The organism is Desulfomarina profundi (assembly GCF_019703855.1).
Classification (GTDB): domain Bacteria; phylum Desulfobacterota; class Desulfobulbia; order Desulfobulbales; family Desulfocapsaceae; genus Desulfomarina; species Desulfomarina profundi.
In genome coordinates this window covers 322,694-343,869 of record NZ_AP024086.1, presented here as the reverse complement: position 1 = coordinate 343,869, position 21,176 = coordinate 322,694, and the positions used below count along the sequence as shown (strand labels likewise).

Annotated in this window: 20 protein-coding genes; 5 read left to right on the top strand and 15 right to left on the bottom strand. The window is 47.1% G+C overall.

Going from position 1 to position 21,176, the window contains the following annotated elements; genetic code table 11:
- Positions 1–41: 41 nt before the first annotated feature.
- Together LO777_RS01550 and LO777_RS01545 are read right to left on the bottom strand one after the other, a co-directional pair.
- A complete protein-coding gene (locus LO777_RS01550) occupies positions 42–848 on the bottom strand; it encodes a uracil-DNA glycosylase (RefSeq protein ID WP_228855830.1) in 807 nt (268 codons plus the stop codon).
- A 156-nt stretch (positions 849–1,004) separates the two neighbouring features.
- The gene (locus LO777_RS01545) at positions 1,005–1,511 is read right to left on the bottom strand and encodes a hypothetical protein (protein ID WP_228855829.1); all 507 of its coding nucleotides are present in this window, start codon (positions 1,509–1,511) and stop codon (positions 1,005–1,007) included.
- Positions 1,512–1,910: 399 nt separating this feature from the next.
- Between LO777_RS01545 and LO777_RS01540 the strand changes: the two genes are divergently transcribed.
- Both LO777_RS01540 and LO777_RS01535 read left to right on the top strand, forming a co-directional pair.
- Positions 1,911–2,282 carry a helix-turn-helix domain-containing protein gene (locus LO777_RS01540; protein ID WP_228855828.1) on the top strand — a complete coding sequence of 124 codons (372 nt, stop codon included), beginning with the start codon at positions 1,911–1,913 and terminating at the stop codon, positions 2,280–2,282.
- A gap of 139 nt (positions 2,283–2,421) precedes the next feature.
- Entirely contained in the window at positions 2,422–2,634 is a 213-nt protein-coding gene (locus LO777_RS01535; protein ID WP_228855827.1) for an FmdB family zinc ribbon protein, read from the top strand.
- A 57-nt stretch (positions 2,635–2,691) separates the two neighbouring features.
- Here the strand turns inward: LO777_RS01535 and LO777_RS01530 are convergent, their stop codons facing one another.
- Positions 2,692–3,042, bottom strand: coding sequence for an FtsB family cell division protein (locus LO777_RS01530; RefSeq protein WP_228855826.1), 351 nt, complete (start codon positions 3,040–3,042; stop codon positions 2,692–2,694).
- An 18-nt stretch (positions 3,043–3,060) separates the two neighbouring features.
- Here LO777_RS01530 and LO777_RS01525 point away from each other — a divergent pair, with 18 nt between their 5' ends.
- Positions 3,061–3,495, top strand: a complete 435-nt coding sequence (locus tag LO777_RS01525) for a DUF523 domain-containing protein (protein ID WP_228855825.1) — start codon at positions 3,061–3,063, stop codon at positions 3,493–3,495.
- A 21-nt stretch (positions 3,496–3,516) separates the two neighbouring features.
- Here the strand turns inward: LO777_RS01525 and tatC are convergent, their stop codons facing one another.
- Positions 3,517–4,212, bottom strand: coding sequence for a twin-arginine translocase subunit TatC (tatC, locus tag LO777_RS01520; RefSeq protein WP_228855824.1), 696 nt, complete (start codon positions 4,210–4,212; stop codon positions 3,517–3,519).
- Positions 4,213–4,495: 283 nt separating this feature from the next.
- Here tatC and serS point away from each other — a divergent pair, with 283 nt between their 5' ends.
- Together serS and LO777_RS01510 are read left to right on the top strand one after the other, a co-directional pair.
- Positions 4,496–5,791, top strand: coding sequence for a serine--tRNA ligase (serS, locus tag LO777_RS01515; protein WP_228855823.1), 1,296 nt, complete (start codon positions 4,496–4,498; stop codon positions 5,789–5,791).
- Entirely contained in the window at positions 5,792–8,167 is a 2,376-nt protein-coding gene (locus LO777_RS01510; RefSeq protein ID WP_228855822.1) for a mechanosensitive ion channel family protein, read from the top strand.
- A 3-nt stretch (positions 8,168–8,170) separates the two neighbouring features.
- Here the strand turns inward: LO777_RS01510 and mobB are convergent, their stop codons facing one another.
- From mobB to LO777_RS01455, 11 genes are all read right to left on the bottom strand, one after another.
- The gene (gene mobB / locus LO777_RS01505) at positions 8,171–8,836 is read right to left on the bottom strand and encodes a molybdopterin-guanine dinucleotide biosynthesis protein B (protein ID WP_228855821.1); all 666 of its coding nucleotides are present in this window, start codon (positions 8,834–8,836) and stop codon (positions 8,171–8,173) included.
- A gap of 404 nt (positions 8,837–9,240) precedes the next feature.
- Entirely contained in the window at positions 9,241–10,113 is an 873-nt protein-coding gene (locus tag LO777_RS01500) for a formate dehydrogenase subunit gamma (protein WP_228855820.1), read from the bottom strand.
- 83 nt (positions 10,114–10,196) lie between these two features.
- Entirely contained in the window at positions 10,197–10,784 is a 588-nt protein-coding gene (gene fdh3B / locus LO777_RS01495) for a formate dehydrogenase FDH3 subunit beta (protein WP_228855819.1), read from the bottom strand.
- Between the two features lie 25 nt (positions 10,785–10,809).
- Positions 10,810–13,545 carry a molybdopterin-dependent oxidoreductase gene (locus LO777_RS01490; protein WP_268907592.1) on the bottom strand — a complete coding sequence of 912 codons (2,736 nt, stop codon included), beginning with the start codon at positions 13,543–13,545 and terminating at the stop codon, positions 10,810–10,812.
- A 145-nt stretch (positions 13,546–13,690) separates the two neighbouring features.
- Positions 13,691–13,879 (bottom strand): twin-arginine translocation signal domain-containing protein, encoded by a 189-nt coding sequence (locus LO777_RS01485; RefSeq protein ID WP_228855817.1) that lies wholly within the window; start codon positions 13,877–13,879, stop codon positions 13,691–13,693.
- Positions 13,880–13,987: 108 nt separating this feature from the next.
- A complete protein-coding gene (locus tag LO777_RS01480; protein ID WP_228855816.1) occupies positions 13,988–14,620 on the bottom strand; it encodes a TorD/DmsD family molecular chaperone in 633 nt (210 codons plus the stop codon).
- Between the two features lie 2 nt (positions 14,621–14,622).
- A complete protein-coding gene (locus LO777_RS01475; protein ID WP_228855815.1) occupies positions 14,623–16,425 on the bottom strand; it encodes a 4Fe-4S dicluster domain-containing protein in 1,803 nt (600 codons plus the stop codon).
- 229 nt (positions 16,426–16,654) lie between these two features.
- Positions 16,655–17,323 (bottom strand): response regulator transcription factor, encoded by a 669-nt coding sequence (locus tag LO777_RS01470; RefSeq protein ID WP_228855814.1) that lies wholly within the window; start codon positions 17,321–17,323, stop codon positions 16,655–16,657.
- A complete protein-coding gene (locus tag LO777_RS01465) occupies positions 17,320–19,776 on the bottom strand; it encodes a cache domain-containing protein (RefSeq protein ID WP_228855813.1) in 2,457 nt (818 codons plus the stop codon). Before LO777_RS01465 ends, LO777_RS01470 begins: the two co-directional genes overlap by 4 nt.
- The gene (locus LO777_RS01460; protein WP_228857427.1) at positions 19,763–20,692 is read right to left on the bottom strand and encodes an ABC transporter substrate-binding protein; all 930 of its coding nucleotides are present in this window, start codon (positions 20,690–20,692) and stop codon (positions 19,763–19,765) included. Before LO777_RS01460 ends, LO777_RS01465 begins: the two co-directional genes overlap by 14 nt.
- Positions 20,692–20,913 (bottom strand): hypothetical protein, encoded by a 222-nt coding sequence (locus tag LO777_RS01455; RefSeq protein ID WP_228855812.1) that lies wholly within the window; start codon positions 20,911–20,913, stop codon positions 20,692–20,694. The genes LO777_RS01460 and LO777_RS01455 overlap by 1 nt, the downstream gene beginning before the upstream one ends.
- Positions 20,914–21,176: the final 263 nt, after the last annotated feature.

Below are 21,176 nucleotides of genomic sequence, written 5' to 3'. Positions count from 1 at the left end.
AGACAATTTTGAAAAGGACATTTAATATATTTCTGCGAATCTCATTGAAATCCGAGCAATCTTTTCGCCAAGAACTGGAGATCTTCCCAGGTTGCCTTCTTCATCTCAGGATTCTCCAGCAGAAAAGATGGATGATAGGTGACCAGGACCGGGACTGCAAGCCCCCTTTCTGTTCTATATTCATGAAATTTTCCGCGTAACTGTGACAGGGATCGGGTCTGATCAAGTATCGCCTTGGCCGCCACACCGCCCATAATACAGAGAATATCCGGCTGAACTGCATCAATCTGGCGCCTTAAAAACGGCAGACAGCATCGAACATGAGTGGCAAGGGGGTGACAGCTTTCTGGAATGGCGCATTTGATGACGTTGGTTACATACACATCTTCAAAAGACACGTTTATGGCTGAAAACATTCTTGAGAGCATCCTGTCCTGTTCAACACCGAAGACAAGACCTGCCTCAAGATGGTCGCCATCCACAGCAGCCAGCCAGTCCCCGACAACCATAAGCCGACTCTTTTCCGTTCCCTGACCGGGAACAGAACGGATACGATCCCGACACAGATCACAACTCCGACATATTGCGATTTCATTTTTCAGTTCAACCAGAGAGTTCAGGGCAGCCGGTCTGTTAGCTTCCTGTTCGGGGTCGGGATCCTTTCCAGGTATCACAGCCGCAGATACCTTTCCCATGCCGGCAGTTCCATGATTAACCTGATCCGGTTTTATCTCCAGAAACAGCGATATTTCAGTCTTCAATGGATAAGAATCAATACCAATTCCTCGATGGTAACAGAGGAGTGACCTTATATTTTTTACAAATTCGGGGAGATCATTCATACGCATAAGAACCAACCAGGCAGGAAAGGGAAAATTGTATTTATTAGATAGTGTCTGCCCAGAATCAGTGAGACAGTATCTTTACAGAAAGTCATGTCAGATATTTCAACCGTATTCTCATTGTGTTGCCAACCCGCATTTTTCATAAATTCAGGTTCTTCTTCAAAACGGGGAAAAGTCAATATCCCAACCTTCTGACGGCTCATTGAACTGTCCGGTAAGCAGACCGGAATAACTGAATACTATGGAAACAGCTTCCGGAGGAATAACGGTATCAGTATGAAATACCAGTGGTTCCGTAACTTCTGAATAAGAGGAATAGAGCGGGGTGATTCCGGCAGAGGCAAGGACGCTACCGTGATCATCAAGAAAATGAACTTTTACCCGCAGCCTGGTCAGTTTCGGAAAGGACATCAGAAGATTTTCATGAATTCTGACCTCTCCGGATATTTCTGCCTGCTCCTCCTTCTGGTCTATCTTGTAGGCAATATCAAGATGTTTTCCTTTCCAGACGGACTTCTCCTTCCCGACACCCGACAGAGGTATGCGAAATTGGGCTACCGCAACAGTCCCTGGTTTTGGATTCATATAGTGGACACAACCAGCCAGAGCAAAAAATAAAACCGCTGAAAGTACAGCAAACAACCGTAAATTAAATTTGGTTTTCATGGATATACCTGTTGTTGATTACCTTGTCTGACCAAAAACGAGAATTTTTGTCAGCAAAACAGCTTTCTCTTCTGCAACACAAAAATCCGGCTGAATTTCCTATTCTGTAAGAATACCATAAGTCAAAAAAGGAAAAAATCTTTTCTCATTCGTAATGGATGAAAAAAAACTGCGTTTTTAAATTTTTTCTGGTATTCACTTGTTGAATGGTTATTTTAGATATGAATTTAATTGTTTTAGGAACTACTTTAGCAATATCCTGTGGCCAGAATTATCTGATTTTCTTGGGCTTTCAACAGAAAGAGTGAAAGGAAAAAAGAGATACCTTGAAAAACTATTTTTTCAAGCCCACTCCAGGATAATCATGGTATCAGAAACTATATGTGACGAGGCAGACCCTTGATTAAAGAAGAATTCAGTATTGCCCGGAAAAAACTGGGAAAAACACAAAAACAACTGGCTGAACTCCTTGGCATGTCGCTTAAAACAATCCACAGCTATGAGCAGGGATGGCGTACCATACCTGCCCATATTGAGCGACAGATCTTTTTCCTGCTGATCAATCAACGGGGTAGAAAAAACAGCCTCACACCCTGTTGGGAAAAAAAGGAGTGTGACGTAAAAGAAACATGCCCTGCCTGGGAATTCCAGAGCGGCCATCTTTGCTGGTTCCTCTGTGGAACCAAATGTGACTGCACCCACGATATTTCCCAGAAGGAAAAAATTGAAATTTGTAAACAGTGTGATATTTTTCAAGCTCTTCTGGAATAATTTCTTTTCAGATATCCACGCTGCTCATAGTATCCGGAAACAATACATTAATTTTCGTATGCAAAGGAATATTGTTCAATTTCCCCGAATCACGCAGTAGTTTTCTCATGAAAGGGTATCAAAACAAGGAGGTGAAATTATGCCTATCTATGAATACAGATGTAATGCATGCAACAACCTGTTTGAAGTCCTGACCACTTCATCAGATTCCAGGGAAGATCCTGTCTGCACACAATGCGGAAGTCCGGATGTACGGAAAACAATTTCCGCCTCCAGTTACCGGCTCAACAAAGGGTCATCCATTCCGGCAGGAGCCCTTTCAGGGTGCTCAGCAAAATCAGGGTTTTCCTGAGCCTGAAAGCACAGGTTCCGTGTGAACCAGCCGGATATATAATATCATGAAACAACATTATTTTTTTTCCAGGGTCTTTGGTTTTCCTTTTGAAAAGTCAAAGACCCTTTCATTTTTTTTCAGAAGATTATATTTTTCCCTGGCTATTTTTTCGAGATATACCGGATCATTCCGTAATCGATCGTTTTCTGTCCTGAGCTGACTGTTTTCCTTCTCAAGCAGAGAAACATCATTCTGCAATCGAGTCAATTTTGCCCGGGACCTGTAGTAGCCGAATAAACCGGAGCCGGGTGCGAAAACAATCCACAACAGGGCAATCAGTGCCAGAAAAGCGACTATTCTATAAAACAGCCGCTCCTGTTTTGGAGAAATCCTCTGTGATGGTCTGTTTTTTCTCTTTTTCAACATTATTCCACCAAATGACTCATGACTGAAAGCAGAAACAACTCAAAACCTGAACTCTATCTGGTCAGCAGTTGCCTGACGGGACTCTGTACACGCTATGACGGTAAGACAAAGCAGGATATGGCTTGTCTGGAAAGACTGAAGGGCAAAATCTGGATCCCCATCTGTCCGGAACAGCTCGGTGGTATGCCGACACCACGGGAAGCAGCGGATATCTGCGGTGGTGACGGTTACGACGTCCTCTGCGGCAGGGCGCGTGTCCGTACAAAAACCGGGACAGATGTTACCCGACAGTTCATCAGGGGAGCTGAACAGGTTCTGGCAATTGCCAGATCCCAGCCTGTTACGGCAGTCCTGCTGAAAGCCCGCAGTCCATCCTGCTCCTCCACAGGTGTCTGTGGTGTTACCGCTGCACTGCTGTCAAAACATGGCTTTAAGCTCGAAGAATTTGGATAAATTACGTGATTAAATAGTGTGCTACTGCACACGAAGTACCATCAAAATCACTATACCAGACTCATAAAGCAAATAAAGAGGTCCTCCCATCATAAGCATATTGACTACATCCGGGGTCGGTGTCAGCAGAGCCGCCAGGATGGCAATAATCAGCAGGGCATACCGCCTGTTCCTTTCATAAAATTTTCGTGTAAATACACCAACTTTGGCTAGAAACACCATAAAAATAGGTAACTCGAAGATAAACCCGAAAGCGAGAATGAAGATCGTTGTGAAATTCACAAAACGGCCGATTGAAATAACCGGCTTCAACTCCTCTGAACCAAACCCAAGCAGAAACTGAATACCAAAGGGCAGGGTCACAAAATAGCAGAACAATGTGCCGCCATAAAAGAGCAGACAGGTAAAGAGGATAAAGAAAAAAAGCTCACCACCCGCAACGCCGAAAGGCTTCCCCATGGCTCGCCACAACAGGGTCATCACCCAGGGCATAAGGCAATATACCGCCGCGAAAAGAGCAAGTTTTACGTGGGCGAGAAATGGGCCGGCTATTGAAAAAAAATAGAGTTTTTCCGCCAGATGCGCCTGAACAAAATGCAGCAGCTCAGGAGAAAGAAAAAAAATCGCCACAGTGCAGCAAAAAAGGGTAACCGCAAGAGCACGTATGGATTTTCGTAACTCGGAGAGGAAAATTATAAATGAATTATGAAAAGCCATCGTTCAAGATACTGGTTCAATTGTCAGTTTGTATCTGCCCTTATCTGAAAATCCCGCAACCAAAGGTTGTTCTCCTGCAACACAAGGATATCGAAGTATCCGACAACCTATCAGAAGCAGAAGAAAAATGCAATTTGATAGAGGTTGATTTCACCATGCAGCCATGCTACAAAGATATCAATATATCTTCATTTTAATAGGTGTACTGTTATTTTCAGAATTCTGAAATATTTCAGGTTTTCCTGAAAATCCATATAATTATAAAATATCCCCGGACAAGACCATGCTCGAATTACGATTTATCCGCGAAAATATAGACCTTGTTAAAGAAAAAACCGTTCGAAGAGGAATGGAAACAACCCTTCTGGACAAATTCATTCTCATTGATCAACAGCGACTTACCCTCCTGGGAGAAGTGGAAGGACTGAAAAACAAGAGAAACACCACATCCGCTGAAATCGCTGTCCTCAAAAGGGGAAATGATTCCGACCGGGAAAAAGCAGAGCCACTTATTGACGAGATGAAAAAAACCAGTACCCGCATCAAGGAACTTGATATCGAACTGGCAACCATCCAGGAACAGTTGCAGGAAATCGTCATGGCAATACCCAACCTCTGTGATGACGCTGTTCCCGTCGGCCAGAATGAAGAAGATAATATCGAACTTAAAAAATGGGGAGAGAAACCGGTTTTTTCCTTTTCCCCAAAAACGCACTGGGAACTGGCAGAACAGTTGGACATTGTTGACTTTGAGACTGCAGCAAAACTGTCTGGTGCCCGATTTGCTCTTCTGAAAGGATTTGCTTCAAAGCTGGAACGGGCTCTGACAAACTTTATGCTGGACCTGCATACCGAACGCCATGGCTACAAGGAAGTTCTACCGCCGTTCATGGTAAACAGCGCTTCCATGACCGCGACAGGACAGCTGCCAAAATTTGCAGAGGACCTCTTCAAGATAAAGGACTGGGATCTCTATCTCATACCCACTGCTGAGGTTCCTGTTACCAATATTCACAGGGATGAAACCCTGAACGAAGATGACCTTCCCATTAAATATACCGCCTACACTCCCTGTTTCAGATCAGAAGCAGGGAGTCATGGAAGAGACACCAGGGGGCTCATCAGACAACATCAGTTTGACAAGGTGGAACTGGTAAAATTCACAACACCGGAAACCTCATCTGATGAACTGGAAAGCCTTCTCAATGATGCGGAAACAGTCCTTCAGATGCTTGGACTCCATTATCGCGTTGTCACACTCTGCACCGGTGATCTTGGTTTTTCTTCAACCAAAACATATGATATTGAAGTCTGGCTGCCCGGCCAGGACTGTTACAGGGAGATTTCCTCCTGCTCCAATTTTCTCGACTTTCAGGCACGCCGGGGCGGCATTCGGTATCGTCCCAACGGCCAGAAAAAAAGCAGACTGGTTCACACCCTGAACGGGTCAGGACTCGCCGTTGGCAGAACCCTTCTCGCCATTATGGAAAACTACCAGCAGGAGGATGGCACTATTGCCCTTCCGGAAGTCCTGCAACCCTATTTTTCGCCTCGTTTTAAACATGACCCGGAGGGATGAATGAACAAAAAGAAATTTCCAGAACCTCTCTTATTGATACTCCTCATACTCTTTACTTTTTCTTTTTTATCCCTTCCGGCGCCGCAATCATACGCGGCGTCAGCCAATTCTGCACCCAACGATCAGGTACGTCTGACACAGGATAAAAAAAACACTGAACTCCTGGTGGCAGAACTCAGCGACGAACAGGTAAGACAACTGCTGCTGAAAGAACTGAAGAAACAGGTTATTGAAGAAAAAGCTATTGAGGCATCAGGAGGTCCCGCCAATATTTTTGACAGGATGCTCACTTCCCTTTCCAGCAACACCGATGAATCCGAACGTAAACTCCAGCAGCTCTGGTACTCAATCCCCGATATTCCATCAGACCTTTACAGGGTTTTCCTGTCGCTCTGTCCACTTGGCAATTCCACCTTTACTGGCGCCATGACCAATGTTCTCCTTGTTCTGCTTTTTGTTTCCATAGGTCTGACAGTGGAAATCCTCGCAAAAAAATTTATCTTGAAAAAATATTTCACATTTCGCCCGGACCGCTCTGAAAAAATGTCTAACAGCGACAGATTTATCAACGGAATTGCAGAAAAACTTCCGGATGTTATCGGCCTGCTGCTGTTTTTCGGGGCCTCCTATTCTACTTTTTTTCTTTTTGCCGGGATAAATTCATCGCTTGTGCAGCTGTTTTTTCTGGCCATCCTGCTGACAATAGCCCTGGTCCGCGCAACATCAATCGTTCTTCATCTCATTTTATCTCCATCGATACCCGCGTTTCGTATCCTGCCACTTGAAGATCAATCAGCCGTAAAAATGTACAGGTTTCTTATCTGGTCCCTGGGTTATATTTTCAGTACACTTATTGGTTCTGTTGTCATTAAACGGCTGGGAGCAACGCTGCATACTGTGCTAATCCTCCAGCTGTTTTTTGCCACCCTTCTTCTCGGGGCTGCAGCGGTTGCCATTCTACTTTATAAAAACCAGGTGAAAAATTATCTTACCGAAAATAACAGGAACAGTGAAATGGCAGGAAGCTGGTGGCGAAAACAATTTGCCGCTATCTGGCACATTCCCGGTCTGCTCTATATTATTGTTCTCTGGGCTCTGCTGATAAATGACATAGCAAATCCTGATCTGAACCAGAAAACCAGGGGAGCATTTCTCCTCAGTTTTTTTATTGTTCCTCTCTGGATGGTAGTCGACCAGCTCATTCAATGGGTGGTCAGGTATGCTGTCATTACCCTGAATATTTACCGTATAAACGAAGAGAATACAGATCAACTGAATGAAGAAGAACTCGCGGCCAGGGAAAACAGCAGGCAATTCTATCTGAAAATAAATCAATTCGCCAGAAGCGGCGTATTCATCAGTCTCCTGATCTGGCTTGCAAGCCTCTGGAACATAAAAATCCCTTTTTTATCCAATCTTACTGCTGTTCTGCTCGACGCTGTCATCATTATGGCCCTGGCCCTCTTTCTCTGGCGATTCATCAGCTCCTGGATAGAGAGAAAGATCCAGGAAACACTTCCGGCTGAAGAGGAAGAGAGTTCCGGCGATGGTGAATTCGGCAGTGCGCCCACCAGGGGCAGATCCTACACCCTGCTGCCCATGGTTCGGAAATTCATCGGCAGCATCCTTGTCGTCATGGTGACCATGACCATTCTCTCTTCCATGGGTGTGGATATCGGGCCTCTTCTTGCCGGTGCCGGAGTAATTGGGCTGGCCGTGGGATTTGGTGCCCAGAAACTGGTGGCTGATATTTTTTCCGGCTTCTTTTTTCTGCTGGATGACGCCTTTCGGGTGGGAGAATACCTGACCGCCGGATCAGTTTCGGGGACGGTGGAAACAATCACTCTCAGAAATGTAATGCTCAGGCACCACCGGGGAATGTTGCAGATAGTCCCCCATAGTGAACTTGGAGCGATTACAAATTATATGCGTGGTGGAATGGTTGTAAAATTCAACCTCGATTTTCCTTACGATGCCAATATTGATCAGATCAGAAAGGTCATTAAAAAAGTCGGCCAGGCCATGCTGAAGGATGAGGAACTTGGCAAGGATTTTATACAACCTGTTAAATCCCAGGGGGTCTACCAAATCACCAACTCCGTCATGACCATCAGGGTAAAGTTTACAGCCAAACCCGGGACTCACTTTGTCATACGCCGGGAAGCCTACAAACGCATTACCGAAGCCCTTGTGGCAAAAGGTATCTACTATGCTCATAAGAAGGTGATCGTGGACGTTCCGGGCCTGCAAAATGCAAACGGAGGCAACCCTCTGCCTGAAAACCAGCTCAAGACCATTGCCGAAGGTGCGGGAGCCGCTGCCGCTCTGCAGGAGGAAGAAGAACTGGCATCACGTCAACGGGGACAGAACAGGTGATGATTATTCCCCTGGGATTCTGATACGGAGTTCGATCTCTTCAATGTCCTGACCGATTTTCAAGGTTTTGACAAAACCATGCACCGTTTCGGCCAATGCTTCCTGGATATAATCCTTGATGGGAATTTTATGACCATTAACCAGCAGAGCCGTACGCTCCCTGTGCCTGCGCGCACCTTTTCGCAGTAGAAACCTTTTTTCTATAAATGCGGCAATTTCCGGTGCTTCATCAAGGCGAAATACATAGTCTCCCGCCACACCCTCCAGATTTGTGGCAACAGCGATGACACCATGCACCTCCCGACGCAGTTTCTGGTCCACATTCCTGCACACCTCAATTTTGGCTGTCTTTCTGGCTGTCTTAAAACCCTCTCCGATAACAATATCCACATCCGGGAAATAGCGATGGGCCAAAGTTGTCAGGGAAAGATTGCTGTAACCGGTCTGCAGTACCATCTGATCGGGCGCCACGAAAAGAACGCTGTCCGCTCCGGCTTCCTTATGTTTATACGTATCTGTTCCCGGAGTATCAAATTCCAGGCCTGAATCATTACTGGATTTTATTACCGCTACGCGGTATCCGAGTTTTTTCAGTTCACTGACCACCGCCGAAGCAAGAGTGGTTTTACCGCTGTCGTGCCAGCCTATAAAGGTCACAATTGCAGACATTTCCTCTCCTTAATATAGATTAGCCCGCATTTCTCATCAGTCCAGATAGGTAATTGGTCACAGGATTTGCAACTCTGTGTTTTCATCACATCAAACCTGTAAATGAGCTGAAGAGCCGCAGATTCGTGCAGGCGTGACTGGCCACTATAGCCCATCTATGCGGGCAGTTGCGACCGTGTGAATATGCAGTACCCCTGATCACTTACACTGAGAGTCTTATCCTCCCTACTTTATATCATGACCTCTGACAATTCAACATAGGTCTGCCATTTCAATTTTTTGGTTAATGCAATTTCAAATTTGCACTTAACTCCTGCAAGATTGCCAATTACAAAATTCAGGTTGCATAAAAAAACCGGCCGCTGCCTGGGGCAGAGCCGGTTTTTTCTGCAAGGGAAAAACACTTATTCATATTCGTATTTACTGTGTAGGATATCCACCTCTTCTTTCGGTTTATAACCGGTCTTCATACTCTCCAGGGACCCGGCAATTGCAAAGACGGACATATAGACATGGGTCAGGTAGAAGGCAACAATCCCTGCTGCCAGAATATTATGAACCATAATCGAAATACGGATACTGTCAATATCTGCTCCAAATCCCCAGATCAGATAACCTGTATAGGCCATGATTCCACCACCGGCAGTGGCAAGCCAGAAATACATTTTTTGACCGGCATTAAATTTTCCGGCCGGAACAGGTTTTTTCCTTTTACTGAGATACCCGCCAAGAATCAGCATCCAGCTGATATCGTACAACTTCGGTAACATATCCTTAAACCACATGAGGAACATGAGCAGTCCCGGCAAGATAAAAACCATAGCCGCAATAAGATGAACATATCTTGCCATTTTGACAAAACCGCCACCTCCGAAAAAGGAACCGAAGACTACAGCCAATCCGGTGATGACCAGTAAAGAAAATGAGAGCGCAGCAAAGAAATGAACAACCCGGTTAAAGAGGTTGAAAAAATAGACATACTCCCCGTCATGTGCAAACCGTTTGGCACCGATTATCAGGTAATGGATCAGGAACAGAGTGGGAATAATCGAAATGACCGCAAGGAAAATCTTCCAGAACCACACCCCCTGCAATGCCGTAAACATTTGACCGTACTGCTGCCAGTCCCCGGTAATATAAGTCATCAACTGATGATAGTAATCAGCAGCCGATTCTCCAGACAGTACAGGAGAGGAGTACCCTTCCAAAGCAAAGGCATTTGTTCCTGCCAGTATACAAAGCACCAGCAGAAACAGAGACAGAATTGCTCTCCACATAATATGCTCCAGTCAAAGAGACGGTTTTCCGTTCCCGACAAATCCCGGCATACTGGGATCGTGGGAACAGAAAACCAACCCGGCTATTTCTTTTTATACGCCCTGTTCCAGCCCCAGGCATTGACACCCGAACCACGCTGAAACACTCTGGTGCGGTACACATCTGCTACGACATCCGCATCGCCAGCCAGCAGGGCCTTAGTTGCGCACATTCCTGCACAGAGGGGTGGTTTACCCTCTGCAATCCGGTTCTGGCCGTACAGTTTGTACTCCTCTTTACTGAAAGTCTCTTCCGGACCACCGGCACAGAATGTACATTTATCCATGGCACCTCTTGCGCCAAAAACATTGCCTTTGGGAAACTGTGGTGCTCCGAAGGGACAGGCCATAAAACAGTAACCGCAACCAATACAGGTTTTTTTATTCACCAGTACAATTCCATCAGCACGCTGGTAGATGGCATCAACCGGACAGACAGCAATACAGGGTGCATCGGAACAATGCATACAGGAAACTGAAATTGACTTCTCTCCGGGCTCGCCCTGTTTCAGGGTAATAACACGGCGACGATTGACACCCACCGGAACATGATTGCCCTCTTTACAGGCTACAACACAACCGCTGCAGTCTATACACCGCTCCACATCACACAAAAATTTCATTCTTGCCATTGTTTATTCCTCCTCCACGCACCAATCAGGCGCGGGTGATATTACACAGACCATCCTTGGTGGCCTGGATCTGGGTGATGATGTCATAGCCATAATTGGTCACGACATTGCCGGGGTCACCGACAGCAAACGGGGCATGACCTTCCGGGTAATCCTTCTCATACGATTCACCCATAAGCGTACCGGCAAAATGGAATGGCAAAAAGACCGTCTTTTCGTCAACACGTTTGGTGAGCTTGGCCTTGACTTTAATCTTCGCACCTTCAGGTGATTCAATGATAACCATGCCACCTTTGCGAATTCCGAGATTATTGGCAAGACGCGGATTGATTTCCACGTACATTTCAGGTTGAAGTTCTGCAAGATATTTGGAACTTCTCGTCTCTGCTCCGCCACCCATATGTTCAACCATTCGACCTGTGGTAATAACGTAGGGATATTTTTTCACAAGTTCAGGATCCTGCTCGCTCTTGTAGCGGGTATGTACCCGATAATGATTCGGCTTGTCCTCATAGGTGGGATATTTGGCGATCAGGTCCGGTCGCGGTGAATGAAGCGGTTCACGGTGAATCGGTACCTGATCTGGAAAATTCCAGACGACACAACGAGCTCTCGCATTGCCGAATGGGGCCATTCCCCTTCTTATAGCCTCCTTCAAGGTCTTCTGGGAAAGGTCAGTTTTCCAGTTGGTTCCAGGAACAACATCCTTGAACTCAGGATAACCGCCTTTGACCTCGCTGCCCGGATTATATACACCTTCTGCCGCCAGCTGATTTTCAGTTCTGCCGCTTGAATCGTACTTTTTCTTGAGTCCGAAACGGTTCCTGAAGGGCAGACCTCCTTGAGCAACAGGTTTGGATACGTCATAGAGAATGGGCGTCCCCGGGTGATCAGTTGTCCAGCAGGGCCACGGCATCCCGTAATACTCCCCATCACACGGTCCACCTTTGGCCTGGAGATCATCAATATCAAAAGTATGCCAGTTCTCCATATGTTTTTTGATCCGTTCCGGAGTTTGGCCATTATAACCAATGGTCAGAGAACCTGAACCCAGCTCCAAAGTAATATCTTCCGGCACCTGACTGATATTCTTATAGAATTCTTTATCAAATCCCAGACGTTTCACCAGCAGTTCCATGATCTGGTAATCATCCCTGGAATCATAGATCGGCTCTACAACTTTATTTCTCCACTGAATCTGCCGGGATGTGGAGGTCACGGAACCGGAGGTCTCGTATTGACTTGAACAGGGCAGGATATAGACGTTGTCCGTTTTTGTCACTGCCGAGGCGATGGTGGGGAAGGGATCAACAATAACCAGCAGCTCCAGTTTATTCAGAGCCCTGACCACACGATTATACTGGGAGTTGGAATTGGAACCGCAGCCCCACTGGATCATGGCCTTGACTGCACTGGGAGATTCTATCTTCTCTTCACCAAGAACCCCTTCATACCAGCGGGCCAAAGTAAAACCCTTTTTATTCATCCACTCCTTGGCCGGGAACCTGCCAACCATCCAGTCATAATCCACATCCCAGACACGGCACCAGTGTTTCCAGGCCCCATCAGACAGACCGTAGTATGCCGGCAGGCTGTGGGATAGAATGCACATGTCCGTTGCACCCTGAACATTGTCGTGGCCTCGGAAAATATTGGTTCCACCACCTGATTTTCCCATATTGCCGAGAACCAACTGAAGAATACAGAAGGTCCTCGTTATGGAAGAACCTATTGAATGCTGGGTTCCACCCATGCACCAGGTGAGACTGGTCGGTCGATTATTGGCGAGAATCTCGGCAATTCTGGTCACCTCGGCAGCCGGAATACCAGTGATTTCTTCAACAGCTTCCGGGGTATATTGGGAGGCGACTGCAGCCATTTCCTCATATCCCGCGACCCTGGTTCTGATAAATTCCTTGTCTTCCCAGCCGTTGGTAATGATGGCATTAATCAGCCCCATCATAAAGGCTGCATCGGTACCGGGACGAATACGGACATAATCCGTTCCCTTGGCCGCGAGTTTTGTGAATCGTGGATCAACTACGATAAGTGGTGCATTATTCACCTCTTTTGCATGGAGAATATGCTGCATGGAAACCGGATGGGCCTCCGTTGCATTCGAGCCTATAAAGATCATGCTTTTTGCATGCCTGATATCATTCAGGCTGTTGGTCATTGCCCCGTAACCCCAAGTATTGGCGACACCTGCCACCGTTGTGGAGTGTCAGATTCGGGCCTGGTGGTCGATATTATTCGTCCCCCAGAAGGCAGCAAATTTCCTGTGCAGATAGGCCATCTCGTTGGATACCTTGGCGCTGCCGTTAAAATGAAGTGCGTCAGGTCCGTCCTTTTCCCGGAGATCGAGCAGTTTTGCACCGATTTCATCAATAGCCTGATCCCAGGAGAGAGTAGTCCATTTTCCATTGACCCGTTTCATCGGGCTTTTCAGCCTTTTTTCACTGGTCACCATATCGATCGCTCCCGCACCTTTACAGCAGTGAGATCCACGGGAAATTGGGTGATCCTGGGCGATATCCTGACGTACCCACACCCCGTTATGGACTTCAGCCTCTATTCCGCATCCCACGGCACAGTATGTACAGACTGTCCGAACCTTTTTTGATCCCAGGTACGGCTCCTTCCGGTCTGCTGCCATTGCTCTGGTTGTCAGCCTAGTGGTCATTGCTACTCCACTCAAGGCTGCCGTTGCCGCGGACAACTTTAAAAACGATCGCCTGGCGAGTTTCGGATTCAGGGTCATCCTCGGACCACCGCCGGTGATATCACCCCCGGAATTTTTCCTTATTTTGCTTCTGGCCATTATACTGTTCTCCTTTTCAATAGGTTCTTTTGTTTGCAAAATGTTTGCAAAAACCCGGATTACTGGTCAGCCATACCGGTTATTACTAGCGCAGCGTTTTGTAATATTTTTTAAAACTTTCGCTCTCATGGTAAAGAATTTCATCACAATGATTCTCCACCGAAACCGATTTTGCCTTCACCGACCTGACAACGGCTGCAGTCCCGGCAACGGCCGCCGTTCCCGCCAGCATGTGCTTGAGGAATGAACGCCGACTGTCCTGTTCCTTTTTCATCGCATACCCTCCTTTTGAATAAGAAAGCCTCTTCTGCAGTGAATACTTCATCACTACAGCTGGGCTTTCATCGCTTTTATAAGCGGCACAATTCACCCGCCATGAACATTATCCGCCAACTGTCAGTCCTTTCTCCAATTCAAAATACTCTTGGAGAAAACGGCCGCAGATACGAAAAAAATTTGCCCGGTCATTTTTCTCCAGGGCCAAATTGAATTTTTCAAGAAACGGCAGAAGAAATTCTTCCAGCAACCGACCCTGCAACCGCTTTGCCGTTTCGCTTCCATCATCTCCTCTCTGCTCTTCATCCACCAGCGCTGCATAAGCATCCAGAAGAACAACCAGAGAGTCTTCAGGCTCTTTTACGGCTTTATCCTTTTCTATTCCCGCCTCATGGAGCAAACCCTTGATTTCCACCAGACTCGGTCCGAAATTCCTACCGTCTAAATAATGGGAAACAGTCATGTTTACAGGACTCCCTTCAAAGGGATCCATGAAAAGTGTATAATACTCGTCCTGCAGAGTTGACAGGCTTACCGTGTTCTCCGCCGTGGTGTTCAGCACCTCCACCAGCTCCCTGACCGCTCGATCGAAAGCTGGACTGATCTGCTCCCGGGTCATTGCAGAAAAAGTTCCCCTCCACCGGCTGATCTTCTCCGCATCAGGTTCACCAAGGAAAAAAGATTTTCCAAGATCAAGAAACCGGAGGCGCACACGAAACAACTCTTTCTGATCGTCCATTGTTAATCCTCAAAAAGCCTGACAACCCTGCAGGTCTCACAATATTCAAAATGTGTTGTGTCAACACTTTCTTTTTTTTCAAGAATGGCCATAACCCGCTCATAGCTCTTGCGGGTACCGAAAACCTTTCCACAACTCCTGCAGGTCATTGGCTCTGCTTCCGCTAATATCTGCTGCATGAAAAAATCGGTGTTCAGCGTAAATTCCGGCGCCAGTCCAAGCGCATTTTCAGGGCAGATTTGAACGCAGAGCCCACAGCCGATACACATCACACCCACATGATTCAAAGACAACTTCTCCTCATCGGCAGATAACGCCCCGATACGACAACCGTTCAGACAGGCAAGGCAGTGTGTACAACTTTCACTGTCACAGGAAAGTGTGGCAAAGGCCAGAGACTTCTCCGGTCGGACTGTGGCATTTTTTCCACTGCCCGCAACAAGTCTTTTCAGTTCTTCTGCCAGTTCTTTTCTTCGATTTGTGTACTCCCCCGTGCCTTTTCCTCCCGGAATCCGCTCAAGAGGTGAAAGCCGGGCAAACAGTTTCTCTACATCCCTGACAGGCTTTAAAAAAAACCGATGCTCCCCGCCATAAAGTGAAGTTACGAGCGAATTGGCCAGAGCCACCTGATTCTGCAGTTCCCTGCCACCCTGTGTTCCGGTAAGCAGTATAAGCTTGCCCGCCCCACGAAGGAGCAGAAAGAGAAGATGAAAAAGTGACAGATTTTCGCAGTCAGGATATTCAAGGAAGAACAGGTTGTCATAACGCTGTCCTCCACTCTGCCACCAGAACTCATGGAGCTGTTCTTCACTGCCCATAACGACGGTTGTTCCTTGCCGGAAATCCACGGTATCAAAAAACCTGACAAAAGCTGTATCGTCAAATCTTCCATTCTGCAGAGCCCCGGTAGGACAGGCACCTACACAGGCACCGCATTCCTCACAGGCAAAGGGATTTATCACGATTCCGTCACTGCCCCGGGTTATCGCGCCATAATTACAACTTCGAATACAGAGGTCACAGCCGGCTCCAAGCCGGGAGTTATACTGACAAATCGAAGCACTCCAGACAACAGGTTCCTCCACCTGCCAGGGAAAAAGGGTCGAAAAAAACCTTTCCAGTTCATTTTCGTGATAGACAGTTGACACGTCCTCTCCAACTTCAAATCTACTGTCGTCGAGAATGATCAGGGCGGGAACCTCCAAAGCCCTTTTTTCAATGCGATTGATATCAATGGCCTTCGTTGCACAGACCTTTTCACATTCCCCGCAGAGACTACACTGCTGCAGATTCAGAAAAAGTCGGGGAGAAATACAGTTTTCCGGGCATACCGAGCCGCAGGCCCCGCAATAGGTACACTCCCGGATCGACAGGGGCAACCTGACTGTATATTCAAGACGCAATCCATCGTCATTCTTTTCAATATGGAGATCTACTGCCGTGGCAATTTCCGGATGCAGCTCCTGCAGAAGCAGTGGTTCAATCTCCAGCATACCGCCATAGGTATCGAGAAATTTTTCCACATGGGCAGTTTGACTCCCTATAACACATACCCGGGTATCCACCTCGCTTATGTAACTGGGCCAGAAAGCAGTGTTCAGCCGTCTGTGTTCCGCCAGAGCAAGTCGCAACAGGCCGTCCCCGTCAAGAAAAGTTCTATCGCGGTTCAGTTGCAAAGTTACCGAGAAAGGGAATGGTGATTGAGAAAAAAAGGATGGGAAACCACCGGCCAGCAATACAGTGTCAGAGGAATCGACGGCAAAGACCGGTTTATTCCCGGAGTCAAGCCGAACTTCCGATTCCACAATTTCTGGTTCAGTATTATTTCTTTCGACTAACAGACATCCGGAAAAAGTGGTCATTTGCTGTAATCCTACCCCCATGCACAGACTTGAAAGGTAACTGGTCAACAAGCCAATATGAACGTTCTTGAAGTGTAATTACGAGTCATTATAGGGTATTCCTGCGAAAACCGAAATCAGACCAACCCCTTTTATTATGTAGGCAAAAAACAGCTATGTGTAGGTGTTTTACCTACACGGCAGGACTGCCTTGGCTGAAATGTTCTCTTTCCGTCCAGAGAACTGCGCGCCTTGAAAGCTCGGCACTGGTTTTGATACAGAGTTTCTGTTTGATCCGGTCCCGATAGGTCCCGATTGTTTTGATGCTCAGATTCATCCGTGCTGCGACCTCACGGGTGGCCAGACCCGCACCGATCAGCCTGAACACCTCAAGCTCCCGGTCAGTGAGCAAATCAACCGTTGGAGCTCCTCCTCCCTGCCGGGCATGAAATTTGTCGAGCATGAGGGCCATCATGTTTTCACTGACATGTATTTTGCCCGCCACGATATTACGAAGGGCGACAATCACCGTTTCGCTTGCCTCCCTCTTCATGATATATCCCTTTGCGCCGGCACGGATAGCCCGTTCCGCCCAGACAGACTCATCGTGCATGGAAAGGACAAGAACAGGTACCGGTTTCTGCCAGACCGAGATTTCCTTCACCAGATCCAGACCATTGTCTCCAGCCAGGGTTATGTCAACAATGGCCAGATCGGGTTCATGCTCTACAAGGGCCTTTCGGGCGGAAACAATATCTTCCGCAAGGGCGCAAACCTCAAGATCCTTCTCCTGATTGAGCAACTCTGCCATTCCCATGCGGAAAATAGGATGGTCATCGACAATCAACACCTTTAATTTCACTCAAGCACCTCACCTGAAACAGTAACAATTGTGCCGCTGACCATATCGGAATCAATGGTCAGTTTTGCACCTATGGCCTTGGCCCGGTACTTCATGGTATGGAACCCCATACCGCTTCCCTTCGGTTTCCAGCCAAAACCATGTCCGTCGTCCACTATCTTAACCGAAAACCGGCCAACTGCAAATTCCATAAAGACCCCGATGTGTTCCGGCTTGCCATGCCTGGCGGAATTAAAAACCGCTTCACGTATTATATAATACAGATGGGTGGCAAGACTGGCCTGAAGTTTTTCTCCCTCGTCCTCACAGGAAAGAACGCATTGGACCCGGAAAAGGCTTTCCACTTCCACCATCAACTCCTCAATTGCAGATTCAAGACCATACTCCACCACATGGACAGGGTACAGTCCCTGGGAAAAGCGCCTGGTCTTTTCAATAGCATCCTGTATCAGGTTTCGAATCGTCTCAACCTGCTTAGCCATTTCCGGAACACGGTTTTCCAGTTTCTGCTGCAGTACCTTGCTGAGCAGTTCAACCCCGGTAAGGTGGGAGCCCAGATCATCATGCAGATTCCTGCCGATATCGCTTCTCTCTTCCTCACTGACCGCAATAATCTGACGCTCAAGCCTGGCCAGTTCCTCTTCCGAACGTTTTTTCAGGACATGGAGCCACATTCCCTCAAGCAACATGGTCATCTGCCTCACATCAGAATTATCATATGGCTCCAGGTTATTGCAGACTCCAGCTACCATGACAATGGTACCATCATTAAAAATCGGTACATCAAGATGCCTGGTAACAGCAGATTTGTAAGGGTAGTTTTCTCCGTTTTCAGATTGATCCGCCTGATTTACTATAACCGCCGATTTTTTTCTGAGACACTGTCCGGGCAACCCGGCATTCCGGATTGACCGGGGAACCAAACTGACGTCCTTTTTTCCTACAGGCTCATCGCCGTCCAAAGAGACAAGGGAACGAATCTCCACCTCCCCCTTTCTGACAAGGCAAAGATATCCCTCCTCACTGCGGGTAATCCGCACGATTCGTCGCAGGACAAAATCATATTTTTCCTGGAGGGAATACTGTTCCATCATTCCCAGCCGCAGCAAAGTATCAAGACGAAGCTCATCCCGGTGAAGAAGGAGCTCATTTTTAATTCTGTTCTCTACCATGATGTTCGCCAGGCGGCCCAGGTCTTCAAATTCTCTGAAGGTCAGACTGTCGTTTCTGATTTTTACATTGGAATCCGCGGCCTGCCGGAAAAAATCGGTAAAGAGACTGATTCCCTGTCGTATCTTCAGGGAATAAAAAAAGGTGCTGAGCAGAAGAAAGGAAACAGCAATACAGTAGAGAATAATAAATATAAAAACATTCTCAAAAGAAATCCGCTGATAAGTCACGCTTTCCGCAGCAATCGCCTTTTCCATCGCATCCATGAACATGGATGTACCGAGGACCCAGTTCCAGTCACTGTACCTTTTTATATAACCGAGTTTTTGCCGGGAAGACTCCTGCCCGTCCCGGTCTACTGCATAAGAAACATAACCACCTGCTTCCTGCCGACCAACTTCAAGAAAAGTCCGTCCATAGGCCTGTCCATTGCTGCCGACAAGATCCTTAATGGATCTCCCGATCAACCGCTGATCCCTGTTACAGATTATAGTGCCGTCGAAACGAAAACCGAATACTTCACCGTCTTTGCCGAATTTCATGTTCTGCAGTCTGTCAAGGATATCCTGTTGCAGCTCCCATTCCAGGTCATCCGTATACATTCCGGCACCAATGAACCAGTCAAACGGCTCAAAATGTTTCACAAAAGCGATTTTTCCAAAACTTTTCCCACCAAATTCAGGTTTCACCAGGCTGTAACTGTACAGCCCGGCCCCTTTTTCCCGGACAAGAGTGACAATATCCCCGATCAGATCCTGACCGGTTATTTTTTTAAACTGAACTGCTGTTTTATTCTCAAAAAACGGTTCATCACTGAAGAGATCGATACGCCCAGTCCCTATTCTTCCGGCAAAATAATATCCCCGGCCGTTATTCCAGCGAATGGGTCTGAGTATTTCCGCAACCATTGAGCGCAGTTCATCCACACTTTTTTCATCCTTGTAAAACCTGTAAAGATGAGAGGCAATGGTATAGGCGGACTGAACCCGTTCCCGGATATCACGCTCAACCCGCATGGCATTCTGGGAACGCCTGAAATCAATAAAATCGACAACCTTTTCCAGTTCCTCCTTTACCCTGACCTCATACTGATGCTGATAATTGTTCCTGATGTTTTCCACGCTCTCCCTGTATGCCTGGTACTCGTTGACAGCCCAGAAAGCACCAATAAAGAGGCTGAGTGAAGTAACCACCACCAGGGAAGCATAAAAAGGTGCCGAAGAAAGGGTAATCCTGGTAAATATGGTTGAAAGCAAGGATCTGCCAAAATCAGCGGGTTTCATCAAGTGTCCTGATAGTCGGGTAAATCCGGGTAAGATAAATGGTATCCATCCCCTGGTGATCACCGGGGCCAAATCTGAGAACGATACCGCCTAAATCAAAACGGCCAATGCTTTCCATGGTGGAGATAAACTTTTCCCTTGTAATCTCCTCTTTTACGGCCAGAGCAATCTTTCCAAACAGTTTTCCGGCTATATAGCCCTCCAATGATGTGAAACTTATAGTCGCATCATGCTGATATTTCATCATATCCTGTTGAAATTCTCTTATCAGTGCTGTTTCCCTGTCATGGGGTGAGGGAACAACCTGGGAAACAATGACATCTTCCCCATACCCACCCAGGGCTTCCTGCAGACTTTCCGTCCCTACAAAAGAGATATTGCAGTAAAGGACATTTTCAGAATATTTATTTTTGCTCAGTTTGATAAACTCAGCACAGGCAGAGTAGGCACCCACAAGGACAATAGCTTCAGGGTGCTCCCTGTAGACATCCCTCAAGCCTCCCATTACCGCCACAGTGTTTCGTTCATAACTGCCCCTGGAGACAAGCCTCATCCCTCGTCTGGCCAGGGCGATTTCAATTCCCTTTAAACCGGCAAAACCATAACTGTCGTTCTGATAAAAACAGGCAATTCTTTTCAGCTTTTTTTTATCGATCAGATAAGATGCCAGTCTTTCCATTTCCTGAAAATAGCTGGCCCTCACATTGACAACATATTTTTCAAAAGGTTTCCTAAGGAATTCCGCACCGGTAAACGGGGCAAAAAAAGGAATTTTCGCATCGGAGACGATTCGAGCAACAGCCTTTGATGTCGGCGTCCCCACTGCTCCGATCAGGGCAAAAACCTGATCGTCATAGATCAGTTCTTTTGTATTCTTCACTGCCTTATCCGGTTCATACCCGTCATCTCGACTGATCAGAATAATTTCCCGACCATGGATACCCCGCCATCATTTAACCGGGCAAACGCGGCCAAAAGCCCTGCACGCATCTCAAGGCCCAGGTTCTTGGCCGGCCCCGTCAGAGCACAGGACTGCCCCAGAAGAATGGGACGGGCACCCGGCTGCTGGTCAGCCCGAAGCGAACAGACAGACAGTAAAAAATATACAAAAACAACACCAATCGACCAGTTTCTCATTTACAACTCCTAGGGCAATAGCTCGCATTTTCCATCGGGTCAGGCGGCGTCAGCTTCAAAGTTCCCGGAGTCTTCGCTTCCCTGGCAGTAAATTAGATTGTCCTATATTTACTGCCTGAAATACTGCAGAAGGTGGCGTCGCCTGGACTGACCCTGGGGGATAAGACCTCACGCCGCCTGAACTGATGGGAAATCCGAACTGATTTCTGCACAATTGGCAAGTTCATACTTGAAATAGAGGACAACACCTCTTAGGATATCCT

What these genes read in the sequence shown, in the direction of transcription:
- LO777_RS01550 (WP_228855830.1), bottom strand. Translation starts at nt 848, where the DNA reads ATGCGTATGAATGATCTCCCCGAATTTGTAAAAAATATAAGGTCACTC.
- LO777_RS01545 (WP_228855829.1), bottom strand. Translation starts at nt 1,511, where the DNA reads ATGAAAACCAAATTTAATTTACGGTTGTTTGCTGTACTTTCAGCGGTT.
- LO777_RS01535 (WP_228855827.1), top strand. Translation starts at nt 2,422, where the DNA reads ATGCCTATCTATGAATACAGATGTAATGCATGCAACAACCTGTTTGAA.
- LO777_RS01530 (WP_228855826.1), bottom strand. Translation starts at nt 3,042, where the DNA reads ATGTTGAAAAAGAGAAAAAACAGACCATCACAGAGGATTTCTCCAAAA.
- LO777_RS01525 (WP_228855825.1), top strand. Translation starts at nt 3,061, where the DNA reads ATGACTGAAAGCAGAAACAACTCAAAACCTGAACTCTATCTGGTCAGC.
- tatC (WP_228855824.1), bottom strand. Translation starts at nt 4,212, where the DNA reads ATGGCTTTTCATAATTCATTTATAATTTTCCTCTCCGAGTTACGAAAA.
- serS (WP_228855823.1), top strand. Translation starts at nt 4,496, where the DNA reads ATGCTCGAATTACGATTTATCCGCGAAAATATAGACCTTGTTAAAGAA.
- LO777_RS01510 (WP_228855822.1), top strand. Translation starts at nt 5,792, where the DNA reads ATGAACAAAAAGAAATTTCCAGAACCTCTCTTATTGATACTCCTCATA.
- mobB (WP_228855821.1), bottom strand. Translation starts at nt 8,836, where the DNA reads ATGTCTGCAATTGTGACCTTTATAGGCTGGCACGACAGCGGTAAAACC.
- LO777_RS01500 (WP_228855820.1), bottom strand. Translation starts at nt 10,113, where the DNA reads ATGTGGAGAGCAATTCTGTCTCTGTTTCTGCTGGTGCTTTGTATACTG.
- fdh3B (WP_228855819.1), bottom strand. Translation starts at nt 10,784, where the DNA reads ATGGCAAGAATGAAATTTTTGTGTGATGTGGAGCGGTGTATAGACTGC.
- LO777_RS01485 (WP_228855817.1), bottom strand. Translation starts at nt 13,879, where the DNA reads ATGAAAAAGGAACAGGACAGTCGGCGTTCATTCCTCAAGCACATGCTG.
- LO777_RS01480 (WP_228855816.1), bottom strand. Translation starts at nt 14,620, where the DNA reads ATGGACGATCAGAAAGAGTTGTTTCGTGTGCGCCTCCGGTTTCTTGAT.
- LO777_RS01465 (WP_228855813.1), bottom strand. Translation starts at nt 19,776, where the DNA reads ATGAAACCCGCTGATTTTGGCAGATCCTTGCTTTCAACCATATTTACC.
- LO777_RS01455 (WP_228855812.1), bottom strand. Translation starts at nt 20,913, where the DNA reads ATGAGAAACTGGTCGATTGGTGTTGTTTTTGTATATTTTTTACTGTCT.